At 56.9% G+C, this 18753-nt stretch carries 16 protein-coding genes; 13 read left to right on the top strand and 3 right to left on the bottom strand.

Annotated features, from left to right (window positions below):
* Together B4B27_RS01590 and B4B27_RS01585 are read left to right on the top strand one after the other, a co-directional pair.
* Window positions 1-1227, top strand: coding sequence for a DUF58 domain-containing protein (locus tag B4B27_RS01590; protein ID WP_290723011.1), 1227 nt, complete (start codon window positions 1-3; stop codon window positions 1225-1227).
* On the top strand, window positions 1224-3194 hold the full coding sequence (locus tag B4B27_RS01585) for a transglutaminase-like domain-containing protein (RefSeq protein ID WP_290723010.1): 1971 nt from the start codon (window positions 1224-1226) through the stop codon (window positions 3192-3194). Before B4B27_RS01590 ends, B4B27_RS01585 begins: the two co-directional genes overlap by 4 nt.
* On the opposite strand, the gene B4B27_RS01580 is transcribed toward B4B27_RS01585, so the two are convergent.
* Window positions 3191-3700 (bottom strand): lipocalin family protein, encoded by a 510-nt coding sequence (locus tag B4B27_RS01580; protein WP_290723008.1) that lies wholly within the window; start codon window positions 3698-3700, stop codon window positions 3191-3193. The two genes, B4B27_RS01585 and B4B27_RS01580, sit on opposite strands and share 4 nt — an antisense overlap.
* Before the next feature lie 214 nt (window positions 3701-3914).
* Here B4B27_RS01580 and B4B27_RS01575 point away from each other — a divergent pair, with 214 nt between their 5' ends.
* Window positions 3915-5144 carry a sialate O-acetylesterase gene (locus B4B27_RS01575; protein ID WP_173381629.1) on the top strand — a complete coding sequence of 410 codons (1230 nt, stop codon included), beginning with the start codon at window positions 3915-3917 and terminating at the stop codon, window positions 5142-5144.
* Between the two features lie 53 nt (window positions 5145-5197).
* Here B4B27_RS01575 and tsaA read toward each other — a convergent pair whose 3' ends face one another.
* Together tsaA and B4B27_RS01565 are read right to left on the bottom strand one after the other, a co-directional pair.
* Window positions 5198-5878 (bottom strand): tRNA (N6-threonylcarbamoyladenosine(37)-N6)-methyltransferase TrmO, encoded by a 681-nt coding sequence (gene tsaA, locus B4B27_RS01570; RefSeq protein ID WP_173381630.1) that lies wholly within the window; start codon window positions 5876-5878, stop codon window positions 5198-5200.
* A gap of 40 nt (window positions 5879-5918) precedes the next feature.
* Complete coding sequence (locus tag B4B27_RS01565) at window positions 5919-6701, bottom strand: hypothetical protein (protein WP_173364872.1); 783 nt, start codon at window positions 6699-6701, stop codon at window positions 5919-5921.
* A gap of 103 nt (window positions 6702-6804) precedes the next feature.
* Here B4B27_RS01565 and B4B27_RS01560 point away from each other — a divergent pair, with 103 nt between their 5' ends.
* From B4B27_RS01560 to B4B27_RS01515, 10 genes are all read left to right on the top strand, one after another.
* A complete protein-coding gene (locus tag B4B27_RS01560; RefSeq protein ID WP_290723001.1) occupies window positions 6805-9174 on the top strand; it encodes a sodium-translocating pyrophosphatase in 2370 nt (789 codons plus the stop codon).
* A gap of 138 nt (window positions 9175-9312) precedes the next feature.
* The gene (locus B4B27_RS01555) at window positions 9313-10119 is read left to right on the top strand and encodes a fibrobacter succinogenes major paralogous domain-containing protein (protein WP_290722999.1); all 807 of its coding nucleotides are present in this window, start codon (window positions 9313-9315) and stop codon (window positions 10117-10119) included.
* 17 nt (window positions 10120-10136) lie between these two features.
* Window positions 10137-10970, top strand: coding sequence for a Cof-type HAD-IIB family hydrolase (locus B4B27_RS01550; protein WP_290722997.1), 834 nt, complete (start codon window positions 10137-10139; stop codon window positions 10968-10970).
* A gap of 155 nt (window positions 10971-11125) precedes the next feature.
* On the top strand, window positions 11126-11572 hold the full coding sequence (gene rimP / locus B4B27_RS01545) for a ribosome maturation factor RimP (protein ID WP_290722995.1): 447 nt from the start codon (window positions 11126-11128) through the stop codon (window positions 11570-11572).
* A gap of 14 nt (window positions 11573-11586) precedes the next feature.
* Window positions 11587-12861: a transcription termination factor NusA gene (gene nusA, locus B4B27_RS01540; RefSeq protein WP_173381633.1), complete on the top strand. Its 1275-nt coding sequence runs from the start codon at window positions 11587-11589 to the stop codon at window positions 12859-12861.
* A gap of 39 nt (window positions 12862-12900) precedes the next feature.
* Window positions 12901-15903, top strand: coding sequence for a translation initiation factor IF-2 (gene infB / locus B4B27_RS01535; protein WP_290722992.1), 3003 nt, complete (start codon window positions 12901-12903; stop codon window positions 15901-15903).
* Window positions 15903-16256 (top strand): 30S ribosome-binding factor RbfA, encoded by a 354-nt coding sequence (gene rbfA, locus B4B27_RS01530; RefSeq protein WP_072808365.1) that lies wholly within the window; start codon window positions 15903-15905, stop codon window positions 16254-16256. The genes infB and rbfA overlap by 1 nt, the downstream gene beginning before the upstream one ends.
* Window positions 16257-17258 carry a tRNA pseudouridine(55) synthase TruB gene (truB, locus tag B4B27_RS01525; RefSeq protein ID WP_290722987.1) on the top strand — a complete coding sequence of 334 codons (1002 nt, stop codon included), beginning with the start codon at window positions 16257-16259 and terminating at the stop codon, window positions 17256-17258. It abuts the gene before it with no gap.
* Between the two features lie 42 nt (window positions 17259-17300).
* On the top strand, window positions 17301-18212 hold the full coding sequence (gene ribF, locus B4B27_RS01520; RefSeq protein WP_290722985.1) for a riboflavin biosynthesis protein RibF: 912 nt from the start codon (window positions 17301-17303) through the stop codon (window positions 18210-18212).
* 68 nt (window positions 18213-18280) lie between these two features.
* Window positions 18281-18694 carry a hypothetical protein gene (locus B4B27_RS01515; protein ID WP_290722983.1) on the top strand — a complete coding sequence of 138 codons (414 nt, stop codon included), beginning with the start codon at window positions 18281-18283 and terminating at the stop codon, window positions 18692-18694.
* Window positions 18695-18753: the final 59 nt, after the last annotated feature.

Raw genomic sequence — 18753 nt, 5'->3', positions numbered from 1 at the left:
TTGAGGCAGTCGTTTTTCAAGTGGTTTCTGGATTCTATCCCCAGGACTCCGCGCCGTGCCGGAATCCTGATGCGGCTCTATTACCTGTGGCGCGAACGCTTCACCTATGCGGGCCGCGCCTGTGCGAGCCTGTTCCTGTTTTCGCTGGTGGTGGGCTTTGTCGCGAATTTCTGGCTGCCGTGGGTTTTCTCGGGAGTCTGCTTCCTCTTCATGCTGACGCTTGTCCCGTCGCTTTTCATGACGGCGCGCAAGACCCGTATCGAAGGCCGCGGTATCCGCGTCGTGAATGCGGTGGAAGGGAATGTCGCGCATGTCGAGCTCCAGTTCCGCGCCCTGAGTCCTCTTGACTACGCGACGCTTTCTTGCGAACGGATAGATACTTCGCTTGTCTGCAAGGAATCCGGGCCCGCGACGCTATGCGCGCCCGGGAGCGACCATACGCTGCGTTGCGATATAGCTACGTCGCGCCGCGGGGCCTTCGTGATTCCGCGCGTGTCGCTTGTCGTTCCCGAGATCAGGGGAATGCTCTGCTGGCCCTTTGTCTGCGGGGAAGCCGAACTTCTCGTGTACCCGCGCGAGATTGCGTTGCGTTCGTTTGCCTATCTCACGATGGGGAAGAACGGCCAGGCGTTCGCCCCGCTCCTCATGCCGGATTTCGGACGCGGACTCGACTTTGTGGGCGTGCGCGAATACCGCGAAGGCGATTCCCTGCGCGATTTGCACCACAAGGCGTTCGCACGCTACGGTCGCCCTTTCACCAAGGAATTCGAGGTGGAACGCGGTGCGGGTGTCGTGCTTGTCGTTGATGTCGCCGCGCGCTCGATACAGGAAAAGTACCGCGTGGAACCCTTGATCCGGCTAGCGGCCGGCGTTTGCCATTGGCTGTGCGAGCGTGGAATCCTCGGTAGGCTCTTCATTTGCGACAGCGAGATTGCGCTGAATGCGGACAGCCGCTTCGACGCTTGCCTGGAGGCCTTGGCGCGCATCCCGCGTGCGGAAGTATTCGAAAGGTGGGTTCGCGGCTCGTCTGCAAGATCGCCTGCAGGTAAAGTCTGGTCGCCCGCGGCCCGCCCGATGGGACCAGTGCTTCGGCTGGGGCTTGAGGTGGAATCAAACCCGCTTGTCCATAAGCAGGTTGTTGTAGCCTCGTCGGCTGCGAAGGAATGTGCGGAAGACGCGCTGTTTGTCGACTTGGATAGGCTTGATGCGGAGGGGGTGGCGCTATGAAAAAATTCACCCTGCGCGAATGGGCGAAGTTGCTTCTCCTTGGCATGACTAGCATCAACCTGGGATTCTCTTCGGGGTTGGTTTGGCTGGGCTTTATTTTCTTTGCGGCTTTCATGGTGGTGTTTTTCCGCAACGATGCCTCGCGCAATCCTGTGTACCGCAAGTCGATAGCCTACGGGCTGATTGTTCCCTTTGCCATCTGGTGGGTGCTTAGCCCGCAGGCGGAATATGGAATTTCTCCATGGCTGGTGTATATTCCCGCATATTATCTCTTGTCGCTTGCTTTGTTGCAGATGCGAAGTCTAGGCAATGGCGGACACGATGTCTTTATCCTCTTCAATGGCGTGGCGGCGATGCTGTTGAGCTGCTATCAGGGGTATGGAAACGGAGCTGCGGCGGTCCTTGTAGCGCTCTTGATCCTTGTCCATGCCTACGCCAGGCCCCGAGTCAAGTGGTGGAAACATGCGCTGTTTCTGCTCCTTTTGGCGGGCTTCTCCGCCATCTCGTATGCGGGATTCCAGTACTGGCGTCATCACCGCAGCTACAGCGCCGAGCGCATGGCGAACTACTATGAGAAACGCAACCTGATGGGCTTTGACCCTGTGGTAAAGCTCGGGTCGTTCGAATCCAACTTTGCAGGCAAGTACAACCGCGAGGTCGTATTGCGCGTGTGGGATACTCTCGCTCCGAAGTATATGCGCGCAGCCGTGTACGAAAAATACGTGGGTGGCATCTGGAAACTTCCGGCACACCACGACCGCATGCTCTACGCTTCGCGCTACAAGGTGGATTACGCCGTGTTCGAAACCCGCGATTCCGTGTCGTCTGCCGATAGCACGCGCCCGGTGTGGGTGCAATCCTCGCTCGACAATTTCGGGTTTATTTTCGCCCCTTACCATGCCGTTGCTGTTGCCGCGAAGAATGCGGATTCCGTGGAGTATTTCAAGTCGAATGTGTTCAAGCAGGGCGAAACCCGGCGGGGAGACTGGTTCTACTATATGCCGCTGCCGAGCGGCCCCACGGGGCCGTACGTCATGGGTACGTACGCTAGCGATACGCCGGACAGTTCCTACCTGCAGGTCTTTGCTCCCCTCGCAGGCTTCCTTGATACGGTTGCGATGGAAATGGGGCTCGACACGATTCCCGAGAAACCGGCTATAATGAAACCTTCTAGATATTCTGACGCGATAAGCTCCTATTTCCTGAACCATTTTGCGTATTCCTTGAAGGTCGACGAATCCAAGGTGGCTGCCGCCAAGTTGGGCGCGAAGGCTGACCCGCTTCGGGTTTTCTGGGCGACCCGCTCCGGCTATTGCGAGTATTATGCAACGTTGTCTGTGCTCCTGTTGCGCCGTGCTGGAATCAAGGCTCGTTATGTGACGGGTTTTGCCCGCCCGGAAGTCGAACCGGGACGCCCGTACGCCATATTCCGCCGCAACTCGTCGCATGCATGGGTAGAAATGCGTAACATGGGAACCTGGGCAACGTTTGACCCGACGCCTCCGCTGTTCGTGATGAAGGTGGAACGCCCCTCCTGGTTTGACATGAAGTTTGAATGGGTGCGTGCGCGTGCGGCCCGCGTTTTCCACGTGTTGCGCGATGGGGAATGGAGGCTTGCCTTGAATTCCTGGCAGGATGCCGTGCAGAATATCCTTTCGGGGGCCGCTCTCTATGTGGTTCTCGGGTGCATCGCGCTTGCGGTTATTGCTTTCAGGTTCGTGCGGGTGCTTCGCCGCCGCAGGTCGAATGCGGGTTATGCGCAGTCCGTGCAGCACTGGGTCAAGGGGCTCGATTCCGCCGAAAAATCGCTCGCGAGAATCGGGCTTGTGCGCCATCCCGGCGAGACTGTCGGGGCGTTCTTGCGTAGGCTTGAATGCGATGCGTCGGTATCACAAAAAGAGCGCGCCCTCTTCGAGCGTGCCCTGGATGTAATTCGCGACTACGAGAAGAACCGCTGGCGCCGTTAGTTTGCCGCGCGGATGTAGTATTCCGTCGCGTTCTTGTTGGTGAGCGGGTCCGTCATGTCGTTCACATGGAACAGGAGTCCGTGAAAGTCCATGTAGGTGTCGTTGATGGTCGGCGTGACCGTGTAGCTTCCTTCGACGGGTTCGCCGCAACGGGAAATGTCGATTTTGATGTTAAGGTTCGCGCCTGCGATTTCCCATGTTCCGAACGAACTCTGCCCGGCACATCCGCGGCCCGCCATTTCGGATTCGGTCGTGTTGGAGGTGCAGGTGAAGGTGAACTTGCCGTCCTTGGTAAACTCGATCGTGCTCGGTGTTGTACCGAAGTCGATGTGGACGCTGCTCAGGTCGAGTGTCTTGATGGCCTGGAGGTTCCAGGTGCCGACGAGGCAGTCCTTGCTCAGACCGTTGGCGCACTTTTCGACCATGGTCGGTTCGGGGTCGTCTCCACAGGCAGAAAGGAGCGAGAGGCTTGCTGCGGCAAGGGCGGTCAGGAAAATTTTTTTCATAGAACTTCTCCGGATAGTGTTTTTAGGGAATATATATAAAACTTTTGCAACTAGCTAGTCGACATATCTTTTTTTGATGTTATTGAGCCTTAAAAAGGGGCTGGTGTTGCTTTTTTATACAACGGAATCTGGATTCTAGGCTCGATTATCGAGCGTTTATGATTTATTTTACATGGTGACGGGCTGGTTACCTGTCTATGTTATGGAGTATAAAATGAATCTAAAGAAAATTGCACTCGCAGCGTGCGTTGCTTCGGCTGTATACGCAGCGCCGGACCCGAATTTCCATATCTATCTCGCGTTTGGCCAGTCCAACATGGAAGGTCAGGGCGATATCGGGAATCAGGACACGACGGTTGACAAACGTTTCCAGGTTCTCTGGGCGGCCGATAACGGCTCCTGTTCTGGGAAGACCAAGGGCAAATGGTCTACTGCCGTTCCGCCGCTGGCCCATTGCCAGGGCGCGAAGCTCGGCCCCACGGACTACTTCGGCCGTACCATGGTCGAAAAGACGGATCCCCAGATCAAGGTGGGTGTCATCGTGGTGGCTGTCGCGGGGTGCAGTATTGACCTGTTTGACAAGGACAACTACGCAAATTATGCGAGGACGCAGCAGAGCTGGATGACCCAGCGAATCAACACCTATGGCGGCAATCCCTACGGTCGCATGATCGAGATGGCCAAGAAGGCCCAGGAAGAAGGCGTCATCAAGGGCATTATCTTCCACCAGGGCGAAACGGATGCCGGTAACGGCCAGTGGCCCTCCAAGGTCAAGAAGGTCTACGACAACATTATCAAGGATCTGGGTCTCGGTAGCGACATTCCGTTCCTCGCTGGCGAAGTTCTGCGCAGCGGCGTAAGCAGCGGTGCCAACAACAACATCGCAAAGCTCCCGCAGCAGTCCAAGAACTTCTACGTAGTCTCTTCCGAGGGCTTCAACCAGGCATTGGGCGATGGCCAGAACGTGCACTTTACCTCGCAGGAATACCGCGACTTCGGCAAGCGCTATGCCGAAAAGATGATCGAGGTGCTGGGCGACAAGATCAAGCCTGCGACCGCGGCCGCGTCAAGCAGTTCCGAGGCGAAGTCAAGCAGCAGCCATCAGGCAGAAAGTTCGTCGAGCGCGGCGTCCAGTTCCAGCCATCACAATTGGTCCTGGCCGAAATCTTCTGCGACGGATGCCATTGATTTGCAACAGGCTCAGTCCGGAATCATCGGAAAGGTAGTCGTGAAGGATAACCGCGTGTCCGTCCCGGTCATGGCGTCCGCGAACCGCATTGTCGCGAAGGTCTACAGTTTGCTTGGAAACGAGGTCCTTGACTTTGGCAGCAGCTATGCCGGTGGCATGCTCGGGTTCGATTCCGCGATGCTTCCGTCTGGAAACTACATTGTTTCTGTCGAGGTGGGCGCTGTTCGCTCGGTGCAGAAGTTGAAGATTAAGTAAAAATCACCTCTTTGGGGTTCGGTTGGAGAAGCAACCAGGGGTGGTGATGAGGCCTAGGCGATGGAAACTACGCTTAGGCCTTTTTCGTTGACCTTGAACTTGATTTCCTTGCCTGCGAAAGGAAACCCGTAAATGCGTTCGGGGTCGTCTTGGTAATGCGGGCGCGGGTCTTGCGCGAGGACTTCCCTGAGTGCGTCCATTTTTCCTGCAGGAAGAGCGTCTGCGAGTTCCGCGGGAACGACCACGGGGAGCTTGTCTTCGGCGACTGCCGTGGCGAAACCTCCCTTCGCATCGGAGATGGCGTCCGCGTACGGCAGGTAGGGCTTGATATCCACGATGGGGGTGCCGTCCATGAGGTCTGCGCCGCTCACGACAATTTCGGGCCCGTCGCAACCTTCTAGCCGGATTTCCTCGATTTTCACGCAACTCATTGCGATGGGGTTGGGGCGGAAACTGCTGCGGGTCGCGAATACCCCGAGCCGAGTGTTGCCTCCGAGTCTGGGCGGCCGCACGGTCGGTTTCCAGGTGTCGCGCACGTTCTCCGAGAAAATCCAGAGGAGCCACAGGTGGCTGAATCCGTCAAGTCCACGCAGGGCATCGGCGTTGCGGAATTCTGGTTCGAAACGGATCGTGGAACGCAGCGCGGGAACTATCCCGCTCTGCCTCGGAATCCCGAATTTTTCGGGAAAGTCGCTTTCGATTCGCGCGATGACCTTTAGTTCCAGACTATCCATGACGGAAAATATCTAATAATTTTTTTGCCGCCGTGCTTTTTTACGGATCTTTCGGGGCCGGATTGTTGTAGTTAACGGCATTCCTGCGCTTGAGTTCCTTGTTCAGCGGCCAGTAGATGAAGGCGAACAGGATGTAGCCGCACAGGAGCACAATCCAGTGGTTCAGGTGCAGGAAAATTTCCAGGTAGCGCATCTCGATGAACATGAAGGGGCCCGCGATGAGGAATAGCGGGAGCTGCCTGCACTGGTCACCCAGCGAAAAGCGGCTCTCGTAGCTCACGATGGAGTTCATCATCGGAAAACTTGTGCAGAACCCGCCCATGAGCCTCTTGATGACCATGAGCCCGGCGACTACGCCCGCGATGGCCGGGGCCTTGATGTAGACGGGGAGGGGCGTCTTGTAACGCACACCGGACTTGTATTTCTGTTTTTGGAAGAGGATTACGCCTACGGTGAAATCAAATGCGCACGCCCCGAGGAACATGGCTTCGGTATCGGGGACTATGGGCATGAGGAAGGTCCCGAGGGCGACAAAGCAGGCAAGACCGATCACGATGGAGGGAATAATCGGGATTTTGACCTTGTAGTGCATGATCCGCACGATATGTACGTACAGGAGGCACATGAAGCCCGAAATGGCGTTAGCTGCCCCCATCGGGAGACCGACGGCGATGTAGGCGAATCCGCAGGGGATGGGGATGGTGGCGGCGACGGCCTTGAGCTGGGGATCCTTGGTGTAGGCGCTGAAAACGCCCAAAGCGGTCACCATGAACACGAGCAGCCAGTCGTAAAACGCGAAATGGAAATTGAGGTTTTCCAACATGGAGGGAAAATTTAAAAATTTTACTCCTTTTTCGGCTTTTTCGGTATAGATTTCTTTATAAGGTCGTCGGATGCCGGCCAGGTCTAGTAAAAAAGAGGTCTCTATGCTTACTATTCCATGCTATTGGTATTTGGTTCCGGTCGCAGCGCTGGTGGCGCTCGCCATGGCGTTCTTCTTCTACCGCTTCATGAAACGGCAACCCGACGGCAATAAGAAAATGAAGGCGATTGCGCATTTCGTGCGCGTGGGCGCGTTTGCCTACCTCCGGCGGCAGTACAAGACGGTCTCTATCGTGTTTGCCGTGCTTTTCGTGGTGTTCGTGGTGCTAGCTGTCATGGGCATCCAGAACCCGTTTGTGCCGGTGGCATTCCTGACGGGCGGCTTCTTCAGTGGGCTCTGCGGTTTTTTGGGCATGAAAACTGCGACCTACGCGAGTTCCAGGACGGCGAACGGTGCCATCAGCAGCCTGAACCGCGGGCTTGTTATCGCGTTCCGTAGCGGGGCTGTGATGGGGCTCGTGGTCGTTGGTTTTGGCCTGCTCGATATTTCGGCCTGGTTCTTTGCGCTCAACTACATTTACGACCACAACGTGTGGAACTTCGGTGCCGATGTGGCCGCAAAGCTCTCGCTCGGGGCCTGGAGCACCGATATGGTGAATAACGCCGAATGGGCGCACGCGAAGATGGTGGAAATCACCACGACCATGCTTACCTTCGGGATGGGTGCTTCCCTGCAGGCGCTGTTCGCCCGCGTGGGTGGAGGCATTTACACGAAGGCGGCCGATGTCGGCGCCGACCTTGTGGGCAAGGTCGAGGCGGGCATCCCCGAGGATGATCCGCGCAACCCGGCGACCATTGCGGATAACGTCGGTGACAACGTGGGGGATGTCGCCGGGATGGGCGCCGACCTCTACGAATCTTACTGCGGGTCCATACTCTCGACGGCTGCCCTTGGGGCGGCCCTCCCGATGGGCGGCATGAAGCTCGTAATCGCCCCGATGGTGGTGGCGGCAATCGGCATCCTTCTTTCGCTCGTGGGTATATTTGCGGTCCGCACGAAGGAAACTGCCGACACGAAGTCGCTGTTGCGTTCTCTCCTTACGGGAACGCTCGGCTCCTCGGTGCTTATCCTCGTGGCGCTCCTCGTGCTCGTGAAACTCGACTTCATATCGATGGGCATATTCGGCTCCGTGCTTTCGGGCCTTGCCGCGGGTATCCTTATCGGGCAGTTTACCGAGTACTACACTTCCGATGCGTACAAGCCCACGCGCGGCATTGCGGGCCAGGCGAAACTCGGGGCCGCGACTACGATTATCGACGGCATTTCCGTGGGCATGTTCTCCACGGGGCTCCCGGTGGTGACGATTGTGGTGGGTATCATCTTCTCGTTCGGCTGCTCCGGCGGTTTCGAGAACATGGCGATGGGCCTCTACGGCGTGGGCTTTGCCGCGGTAGGCATGCTGAGCACGCTCGGCATCACGCTTGCGACCGATGCCTTCGGGCCGATTGCCGACAATGCGGGCGGTAACGCCGAGATGGCGGGCCTCGACCCTGAAGTGCGTGCCCGTACCGACGAACTCGACATGCTGGGCAACACGACCGCCGCGACGGGCAAGGGATTCGCGATTGGCTCTGCCGCCCTTACCGCGATGGCGCTTCTTGCATCCTACGTGGAAGAAGTGAAGATCTGGCTCGGGCACCTCGCGACCTCTGCGGAGGGCGTGTGGAAGGTGGGTTCCGTCGCGTTTGCAAACGGCGCGAACGACCTTGCCAATGCGCTTTCGGGTGTCGCGGGCGTCAAGTTCCTGGATGGCGGCACGCGCGCGATTGCCGAGAACGGCGACCTGCTCGGTATGGTCGCGAGCAAGGTGAACTATGCGGACTTCATGCAGATTTACAACCTGAACCTGATGAACCCCATGCTGCTCGGCGGCCTGTTCATCGGCGCGATGATGACGTTCGTGTTCTGTGCGCTCACCATCAAGGCGGTGGGGCGTGCGGCCAGCGCGATGGTGGAGGAGGTGCGCCGCCAGTTCCGCGAGATTCCGGGAATCATGGAGGGCACCGCCGAGCCGAACTACGCGCGCTGCGTGGATATCTCGACGACGGGTGCCCAGCACGAGATGATCGTGCCGTCTATTCTTGCGGTGATCGTGCCCGTGCTGGTGGGCCTATTCATGGGTGTAGCGGGCGTGTTCGGGCTGTTGGCCGGCGGGCTTGCGAGCGGGTTTGCGCTTGCCACCATGCTTAATAACTCGGGTGGTGCCTGGGACAACGCGAAAAAGTTTGTCGAGAAGGGCAACTATGGTGGCAAGGGCTCCGATACGCACAAGGCTGCTGTGGTGGGCGATACCGTAGGCGACCCGTTCAAGGATACCGCAGGTCCCTCGCTCAACATCCTCATCAAGCTCATGACCATGGTGAGCGTCGTGTTCGCCGGCGTCATCGTCCGCTTTGGAGATATGTTTTTCTGATTGCTCTTGACTCTAAATTCCTCTTTATTATATTTTTGAAATATAATAGGAGGAAATATGACAAATTTATGGTGTCATCCTGGACTGTTGTCATCCTCGCGAAGGCGAGGATCCATACATTTTGCATTTGCACTTTTCTTGGCGTTTTTCTTTGTCGCCTGTAGCGATGATGACAGCGATTTTGCGACGAAGCCTTCGGGAGATTCGTCTTCTTCAGTCAAGTCCAGCAGCTCGGCGAAGTCGTCGGGTTCTGAAGAAAAAAAGAATCAGTGTAATGTCGAAACAGATAAGAACTGCATTAAGGACGACCGTGACGGTCAGACCTACAGGACGGTGAAGATTGGTGACCAGGTATGGATGGCAGAAAACCTCAACTATGCATACACAGACGTTCCCTATGACTTTGGCTTCAACCGCTCTGATTCAACTAGCTGGTGCTACGATAATGCTGCAAAGAATTGCTCCGATTACGGTCGCTTATATACTTGGGCGGCTGCCATGGACAGCGTAGGCACCTGGAGTACGAGCGGCAAGGGTTGTGGTTATGGCTCGACATGCTCGCCGACTGACCCTGTGCGTGGTATATGCCCCGAGGGATGGCACTTGCCGAGCAAAGCGGAATGGGAAACATTGGCCGCTGCAGTCGGGGGTATATCGACCGCCTGCACAAAACTCAAGTCTACGTCCGGGTGGTATGAGAGTGGCAACGGAACGGATGAATTCGGCTTCACGGCTATTCCTGCAGGAATCCGTTCCCACGAATATGGGAAATTTCAAGCAAAGGGTAAGGAGTTGCACTTCTGGACTTCTATAGAATACGATGGTCCTACGGAATATGCTGAAAAAAATGCGTACTCGATTTACTTGGGCTATGCTTATGAGTTTGTGCATCCGTTTTTTCACTATAAAGATATCGGGTTCTCCGTCCGTTGCGTGAAGGACTAATTCTATATTTGCCCGCGATGAAAATCCTGTTCACAGACCTTGACGGCACGCTCCTGACCGACGACAAGCGCATTTCGGAAACCGACATGCGCTCTATCCGCGCGATGATCGATGCGGGCCACAAGTTCGTGATGACTACGGGCCGGCCGCTCACGAGCGTCAAGCAGTTGGCGGAACAGTACGGGTTCCTGGAACCGGGATTCTTCCTCGTGAGTTTCAACGGCGGGCTCATCTACGATTGCGGCGAAAAGAAGCCGATTCTCACGCGGTACATTCCCGTCGACGAAGTCAAGGCCATCATGGATGCCGCGCACGCCCGCGGGATGCACGCGCACACCTACTCGGGCGACCTCGTTGTCTCGGAATACGAGACGGAACAGCTCAAGACGTATTGCCGCCTGATGAAGATGGATTACGTTGTCGTGAAGAACATCCGCGAGTATTACGGCGAGTTCGTCAATGTAGTGGTGAAGCCGCCCATCAAGGTGAATATCATTACGCCTTTCGAACATTCTGGCCTCGTGGATTTCCGCACCGAGATGCGCAAGACTACCGAGGGCAAGCTCTTTGACGTGTTCAGCAAGCCCGAGATGCTCGAGTTTTCGCACATGCAGAGCAACAAGGGAGCTGCGGTACGCTTTATGGCCGACTTTTACAAGGTGCCGGTTGCCGATACGATTGCGGTGGGCGACGAAGAGAATGATTGCCCGATGATAGAGGCGGCAGGTACCGGTGTCGCGATGGCAAACGCCTCGCAGGTGGCTAAAGACATTGCCGACTACGTGACGGTAAACGACAACAACCATTCGGGAATCACCGAGGTTATCGAGAAGTTCGTGCTGGCCCGTTAATAGCCCCGTTTGCCGCTTGTTTTTGATTCTTTGGGTTGCCTAAGGCAAAAAATTTTTCTCTATTTGGTGCGTCTTGACGTTCGTGGACCCGTTTTCGGCTTAAATGAGCAGATTTCGGGGCCGTATACGAACGCCGTTTATTATACGAGGTCTATTTGGTTAACCAGAAACTGGATACGCTTATCGCCGAGGCTTGCGAGGCTGCTGGCGTGACACTAGTGGAACAGGACATGTTCCGTGCCGGGAAGCGCAAGACGCTGCGCCTTTACATAGACAAACCCGAAGGGGTCTCGATTGACGACTGCTCGAACGTGAGCCGTCACCTTTCTGACGCCCTTGACCTTGACCCTGAGATTATTGAGGGGGCCTACACGCTCGAAGTGTCGTCTCCCGGGTTGGACCGCCCCCTCAAGTCGGTCGCTGATTTTACACGCAACATTGGTCGTTTTTTGCGGGTGACCCGCAGCACCGGAAAGCCCGTGACAGGCAAGCTCAAGGCTTGCGATGAAGAAAGTTTGACGCTCACCCTCAAGGGAAATGCCGGCGATATCGTCGTGCCGCGCTCCGAGGTGCTTGTGGCGAAAGTGGATGTACAAATATAATAGGAAGGTCTAGAATGGCTAAAATTAAAGAACCCAAGGTCAATTTGGTTGAAGTGCTCAAGGAAGTGATGGATGCCAAGAACATGGACGACTCCGTCATCGAGGGAGCCCTCAAGCAGGCGTTGATTTCTGCTGCGCGCAAGTACCTGCACATCGACAAGAAGATTGAAGTCGACATCGACAAGGAAACGAACGAAATTCACGTGTTTCTCCGCGTTGAAGTTGTGGACGACTATCCGGACTACGACCCGAACATGACCGCCGAGGAAGTCGAGGAGATGGACGAAGGCTACATGCTTGTTGCCGAGGCCCAGGAATATAACGAAGATGCCCAGCCGGGTGACTTCCTCGAAATGGAAGTTCCGACCACCTCCTTCGGTCGCCAGGCCATCCAGACCGCCAAGCAGCTCCTGACCCAGCAAATCCGCGATGCCGAACGCCAGAAGATTACGGACACCTACCGCGGCCGCATCGGCACGATGATCAGCGGCGAAGTGCTCCGCCTCGAAGGCCGCAACGTGATTGTTTCCTTGGGCAAGCAGACCGAGGCCATGATTCCTCCCCGCGAACAGATTGGTCACGAACGCCTCGTGCAGGGCCAGTCCGTGAAGGCTGTCATCGCCCGCGTTGAAGATTCCGCGAAGAACGGCGCACAGGTCGTTCTTTCCCGCGCAAGTGGCGACTTCCTCAAGGAACTCTTCCGCCAGGAAGTCCCGGAAATTTACGATGGCTCCGTCGAAATCAAGGGTGTCGCCCGCGAACCGGGGTACCGTGCAAAGATTGCCGTATACTCCCGCGACGAGAAGATCGACCCGGTCGGCGCATGCGTCGGCATGAAGGGTGCTCGCGTGCAGACGATTGTCCGCGAACTCGGTAACGAACGCATCGACATCGTGCACTGGAATCCGAACATGGACGTGTTCATTACCCGTGCCCTCGCTCCGGCGAATGTCGTGAAGCTTTCCGAAGTCCCGGGCACGCGCCGTGTGGTGGTGGTCATCAATGACGACAATCTCGCGCAGGCTATCGGCAAGAACGGCCAGAACGTGAAGCTCGCTTCCCAGCTTGTGGAACGTGACCTCGACGTGTTCGGCGAGAAGGAATGGTCCGAGAAGGATGACGAGGCTAAGGCTCTCGTGCTCGCTCCGCGCCCGCAGGAACTGCGCCGTGCCGCCGCCCGCAAGGCCGATGCTCTCTTTGGCGATGCCGCCAAGCAGGAGAACGCTGCTGCCGAACCTCAGGAAGAGGCTGTGGCGGAAGCTCAGACCGAAGCTCAGGAGAACGAGTAGTCGCATCTCAGGAAAAGGGTTTTATAAACAGGCTAATTGATGAGTATTGAAGAACAAATTAAACCGATCGATTGGGCGAACAAGCACGGACTCAAGGTAGACGTGGTCATGAAGCTCCTGCGTGATGCGGGAGTCACCGTTCGTACCCATGTGTCCAAGGTGGATGCCGCCGATTTCGAGAAGATTGAAGAGGCCGCCGCTGCCGAAAAGCAGAAGCAGGACTCCCGTGCGAAGAACTTGAAGAAGGCGTCTTCTTCGGAGTCTGACGCAGCCCCTGCCGAGAAGAAGCCGACGACGACATCGACGACGAAAAACGGCGTGAAGGTAAGCCTCAAGAAGGCTGCAGTCAAGAAGGATTCGGCTGCGAAGGTTGCGAAACCCGCTGTGCCGAAGCCTTCGAAACCCGCTGCAGAAAAGCCTGCGGTCGAAAAGCCCGCGGCTCCCGCTCCGAAGCCGGATGCGGCTCCTGCTGCAGAACCCGTCGTCGCAAAGCCCGTAGAGAAGGCTCCCGAAAAGCCGGCTCCGGTGACTCCCGCACCCGCTGCTCCCGAAAAGCCTGTTGCAGCGCCTGTCGCCGAGGCCGAGCCGAAGCCAGAGGCGCCCAAGACGGATCCCAAGCCTGTTGCGGCTCCCGCCCCGAAGCCTGCCGCTCCGGCACCGGCCGCGCCAACGATGATGACGGCCAATACCGAACTCAAGCAGCCGCCGATGAAGGCCCAGGTCTTCAAGCCCGATGCAGCAATCCTCGCACGTATCGCGAAGAGCCAGCAGCAACAGCAGGGTGGCCGCGGTCCGGGTGGCAACCGCCGTCCTGGCGGACGCCCGCAGGGCAATGCCCAGGGTTACACCGGTTCGTTCGGCCCGCGCGGCAACAACGACAACCGCGGTCGCCAAGGCGGCCAGAATGCAAGTTCCTCCCGCGGCGGCTACACCGGCCGTAACGGCGGGTTCTCCAGCGGTTCCATGCAGGAGGCGTTCAACGCGAGCGCATCCGGGATGGGCGCGCAGAATGCCGGCAAGGGCGGCAACGCTCAGGGCAAGGGCCAGAATGGCCGTCACGGCAACGACAAGAACCGCCGTGGCAACAGCCGTGACCGCCAGGAACAGCAGAAAGAACAGCAGCAGGAAATGGTACGCCAGAACGTCTCGCGCGTGATGGCCGACCTTTCCAAGAAGCCTGTCAAGAAAGTTTATCGCAAGGAACACAACGACAACGATTCCGGCGAAGAGAAGAAAATTCTCAAGACCTCCGACTTCATTACCGTGGGCGAACTCGCCGGCCTCATGGACCAGATGCCCGCCCGCGTGATTGCGAAGTGCATGGAGATGGGCATGATGGTGACCATCAACGCCCGCCTCGATTTCGAGACCATCCAGATTCTTGCAGACGAGTTCGGCTACGAGGCCCAGCTCATGGAAGAATACGAAGAGGAAGCTCTCGGCGTGGAAGAGGAATCCCAGGAAAACCTGAAGCCGCGCCATCCGGTGGTGACCGTGATGGGCCACGTGGACCACGGTAAGACTTCTCTCCTCGACTGGATCCGCAAGACCCACGTGGTTTCTGGCGAATCGGGTGGCATTACCCAGCACATCGGTGCATACGAAGTAACGACGGCCCAGGGCAAGGTGACCTTCCTCGATACTCCGGGTCACGAGGCGTTCAGCGCCATGCGTGCCCGCGGTTCCCAGGTGACCGACGTGATTGTGCTCGTTGTGGCTGCCGACTCCATGGTGATGCCCCAGACGGTTGAATGTATTGAACTTGCTAAGCGCGAGAAGGTCCCGATGGTTGTCGCCATCACGAAGATTGACCTTCCGACGGCGAACCCCGACAAGATCCGCGCCCAGCTCGCTGAACGCGGCGTGGAAGTGGAACAGTGGGGTGGCCAGACGAGCTGTGTGGAAGTCTCTGCCCGTACGGGCCAGGGCATGGACCAACTCCTGGAAACGCTCGCGCTCGAAGCCGAAGTTCAGGAACTCAAGGCGAACCCGGACGCTCACGCCCGTGGCGCTGTCGTGGAATCCAAGCTCGACGTGGGCAAGGGCTCCATGGCTACGATCCTTGTGCAGAACGGTACGCTCCATGTGGGTGACCCGTTTGTTTGCGGTATCTACGCCGGTCGCGTGCGCGCCATGTTCAACGAACGTGGCGAGCAGCTCAAGGCCGTGCCGCCTTCCAGCCCCTGCCAGGTGCTCGGCTTCGACGGTACGCCGCAGGCCGGTGACGACCTCATCGTGGTCGACGACGAAAAGACGGCACGTGAGATCGCGAGCAAGCGCCGCATGGCGGCCCGCGAACGCGACCTGCGCGCCCGCAAGACCGTTTCTCTCGAGAACTCCTTCAACGACAAGAAGGAAGGCAAGCTCTCCGAACTCAACCTCATCGTCAAGGCCGACGTGGGTGGTTCTGCCGAAGCTCTTGCCGCATCCCTCGAAAAGCTTACCAACAGGGAAGTGCGCGTCAACATCATCCGCAAGGGTGTGGGTACCATTACGGAATCCGATATCCTGCTTGCGACGACCGCATCTGCCATCATCGTCTCGTTCCACCTGATGCCCTCGCTCTCTATCCGCGAGATGGCGCAGAAGGAAGGCATCGAAATCCGCAACTACCGCGTGATTTACGACTGCATCGAGGATATCAAGAACGCCGTGGAAGGCCTCCTCAAGCCGATTATGCGCGAGGAACTTTCGGGCGAAGCCGAAATCCGCCAGGTGTTCAAGATTCCGAAGATCGGCCTCATCGCCGGCTGTATGGTTACCGACGGCGAAGTGGACCGCACCTCTCACGTTCGCGTGTACCGCAACGGCGTGGAACTCGGTACGACCGTGGTCCAGTCGCTCAAGCGCATGAAGGACGACGTCAAGTCTGTCGCTCGTGGCTTCGAGTGCGGTATCGGCCTCAAGGGCTACGACGATATCAAGGAAGGCGACAGCCTCATCTTCTTCAAGGAAGTCAAGGTTGCCCGTACGCTTGAAGACGTCGCCCGCGAAGAAGCCGAAGAGAAGGCCAAGAAGGCTGCCGAGGAAAAGGACGCCTAATGAGCCGCAGAACAGACAGACTGGGCGAACAGTTCCGCGAGGAAATCGGAAAGCTTTTGCAGAAAGGCTTGAAGGATCCTCGCGTGAGCAGCCTTGCGAGCATTACCCGCGTGACGATTACCGAGGACCTGAGCTATGCGAAGATTCTCGTGTCCGTCATGGGTACCGACAAGGAAAAGACCGATTCCCTGATAGGCCTCAACAATTCCGCGGGCTTTATCCGCGGCGTGCTGGGCAAGTCGCTCAAGATACGCAAGATTCCCGAACTGAAGTTCGTGCTGGACGAGAACCTGGAACATGCGATGCACATCGAGGAAATCCTCGCCGAGCTGAAGCAGAAAGGGGAACTCTAGTTGGCTCCTTCGGGATTCATCCTGCTGGACAAAGCTGCCGGCGAAACATCGTTCAAGGCCCTTTTCCCGTTGAAAAGGGTCTTTTGTACTAAGCGCGTGGGGCATGCCGGAACGCTCGATTTGCGGGCGTCGGGACTGATTATCGCCGCCACCGGGCGTGCGACGCGCCTGTTGCCTTACGTGGAGGCGAAGGACAAGTGCTACACGTTCCGCCTGCATCTGGGCTACGAGACCGACACCCTCGAATGGGATGGAGACGTCGTGGAACAGGATGAGTCTTGTCATCCTGGAGCCGAAGAGGAGAACGATGAAAGTGTCATCCTGAGCGAAGCGCAGCGTAGTCGAAGGATCCAGGGCGGTTTAACTCGTGAAGATTTGGAAGCAATTCTCCCGCAGTTCACGGGCGACATAGACCAGGTTCCGCCCCGCTATTGCGCCGTGAAAATTGATGGCCGCCGCGCGAGCGACTGGGCCGAACGCGGCAAGGATTTCGAGATGAAGCCGCGCCGCATTCACATCGAATCGCTTAGGGTCGTGGGCGAGGGCGGCTTAACCGAAGGCTGCTCCGGCAAGGAATTTGCGACGTTCGATATCGAGTGTGTGTGCAGCAAGGGTACCTACGTGCGTGCGCTCGGGCGCGACATTGCCCGCGCTCTCGGGACTTGCGGGTGCGTCTCGCAGATTCGTCGCCACCGCATCGGGAAGGTTTCCGTGGAATCCGCCGTGCGCGGGGAAGACCTGACGCGCGAACACCTCAAGTCTGTGGAACAGGTGCTCGATTTTCCGGTTGTGAAGCTCGATGCAGACCAGATGGCGGTTATTCGCAAGGGCAACTGGATTCCGTGGCGCGAGCCCGTGGAAGGTGCCGAAAGGCAGCAGGGACGTGGCGACGACTGCGAAAGGCTCGTGTTCGCCGCCGATGCAAGCGGCAACGTGCTGAGCGTGTGCCGCTACGAACCGGGCCGAATCTGTCCGAAGATATATCTAGGGGAAGATGAGTAAGGAAGATCCCCGCCTTCGCGGGGATGACAAGGTAGGGAACGAATGTTGGTGAACGAGAAACAGAAAAGAGCCGTGACGATGGGAAATTTTGACGGGTGCCATCTGGGACACCAGGCGCTTTTCCGTACCCTGAAGGCCGTCGCCGAAGTGAACGGCTGGATTCCGACCGTCATCACCTTCGAACCCCATTCCAACTACGTGTTGCGCGGCCCCGGCGATCCGCTGCTCCTCACCACCACCGAAGAAAAACGCGAGTTCATTGAAAGTCTCGGGCTCGAATTTCTGGTGCTGCCGTTTACGCCCGAAGTCGCGAAACTCCCGTTCGATGAATTTGTCCGTAAGGAACTTATTGAGAAACGCGGCGTGTGCTCCATGTTCTTCGGGCACGACCACTGCTTTGGCGCGGGCGGCAAGGGCAACTACGAGACGATTACCGCCGCGTTCCCGGAACTCAGCACGCAGATGCTTTCCATCGTGCTGCACAAGGGCGAACGCGTGAGTTCTTCCGCCGTGCGCAACGCGCTATTGAACGGCGACGTTTCCCGCGCGCAGACATACCTCGGGCGACCCTACCGCCTCTCCGGAACCGTAGTCGTGGGCAAGCGCCTCGGGCATACCATCGGGTTCCCGACCGCGAATTTGCAGGTGGAACAGTACAAGTTTCTGCCGAAATCCGGCGTGTATGTGGCATCCGCGAGGCTTGCGGATGGCCGCATTTGCCGCGCCGTGGTGAATATCGGAGTGCAGCCCTCTGCGCCCGGGCCCCACCAGATGGCTATCGAGGCCTACCTTCTCGATTTTAGCGAGGATATCTACGGGCAGCACCTGGTGCTCGACCTGATGGCCTACCTGCGCCCCGAACAGAAATTTGCCAGCATGGAAGACCTCGTGCGCCAAATCGGCATGGACGCTGACACCGCCAAGAACTACAACGGAAACCACTGGGCCGAATAGAAACCTGGCCCACGCCGCCTAAAATTTCCTATGATTGGATGGGTATAGAGTGTTACCCGGAGTAAATAATGTTAGTACTAAAACAAGGTTTGCTGAAGTTTGTTTGGTTTTTCTTTGCGGTATGGTCTGCTGTCATCATTTCAATAATTGCGTATACATCAGTAGTCTATTTTACAAGCCCTTATGCTAGTAAGTTTATTGAAGCGTATGTCTTTTTCATATTGTTCATGATGCTATTGTACTTTTTATCATCAAAGTATATGTTGCTTCGCATAGCCAAGTCTGTTGAAAAAATAGATGAGGACAAATATCGGGTGCACACCTTGTTGAGTCATTATGACTTTTGCAAGAAAGACGTCATCTCTAGCAGATATGGCCAAATAAAAATCGATATATATAGCGGAAAAATACAATTGAAACCCGATGAATATATTGATACTACCCCAAAAGGAAATTTTTTAGAAGAAATGTTATCTCGTTAAGAGATTGATTCAAATTTTTTGTTTTGCTAAAAAGGTGAAGATGTAAATTTCTTTCTGTA

The sequence above is a fragment of the Fibrobacter sp. UBA2449 genome (assembly GCF_002342555.1).
Classification (GTDB): domain Bacteria; phylum Fibrobacterota; class Fibrobacteria; order Fibrobacterales; family Fibrobacteraceae; genus Fibrobacter.
This window is presented reverse-complemented; position numbering and strand designations above follow the sequence as displayed.

What these genes read in the sequence shown, in the direction of transcription:
- B4B27_RS01585 (WP_290723010.1), top strand. Translation starts at nt 1,224, where the DNA reads ATGAAAAAATTCACCCTGCGCGAATGGGCGAAGTTGCTTCTCCTTGGC.
- B4B27_RS01580 (WP_290723008.1), bottom strand. Translation starts at nt 3,700, where the DNA reads ATGAAAAAAATTTTCCTGACCGCCCTTGCCGCAGCAAGCCTCTCGCTC.
- B4B27_RS01575 (WP_173381629.1), top strand. Translation starts at nt 3,915, where the DNA reads ATGAATCTAAAGAAAATTGCACTCGCAGCGTGCGTTGCTTCGGCTGTA.
- tsaA (WP_173381630.1), bottom strand. Translation starts at nt 5,878, where the DNA reads ATGGATAGTCTGGAACTAAAGGTCATCGCGCGAATCGAAAGCGACTTT.
- B4B27_RS01565 (WP_173364872.1), bottom strand. Translation starts at nt 6,701, where the DNA reads ATGTTGGAAAACCTCAATTTCCATTTCGCGTTTTACGACTGGCTGCTC.
- B4B27_RS01560 (WP_290723001.1), top strand. Translation starts at nt 6,805, where the DNA reads ATGCTTACTATTCCATGCTATTGGTATTTGGTTCCGGTCGCAGCGCTG.
- B4B27_RS01550 (WP_290722997.1), top strand. Translation starts at nt 10,137, where the DNA reads ATGAAAATCCTGTTCACAGACCTTGACGGCACGCTCCTGACCGACGAC.
- nusA (WP_173381633.1), top strand. Translation starts at nt 11,587, where the DNA reads ATGGCTAAAATTAAAGAACCCAAGGTCAATTTGGTTGAAGTGCTCAAG.
- infB (WP_290722992.1), top strand. Translation starts at nt 12,901, where the DNA reads ATGAGTATTGAAGAACAAATTAAACCGATCGATTGGGCGAACAAGCAC.
- rbfA (WP_072808365.1), top strand. Translation starts at nt 15,903, where the DNA reads ATGAGCCGCAGAACAGACAGACTGGGCGAACAGTTCCGCGAGGAAATC.
- ribF (WP_290722985.1), top strand. Translation starts at nt 17,301, where the DNA reads ATGTTGGTGAACGAGAAACAGAAAAGAGCCGTGACGATGGGAAATTTT.
- B4B27_RS01515 (WP_290722983.1), top strand. Translation starts at nt 18,281, where the DNA reads ATGTTAGTACTAAAACAAGGTTTGCTGAAGTTTGTTTGGTTTTTCTTT.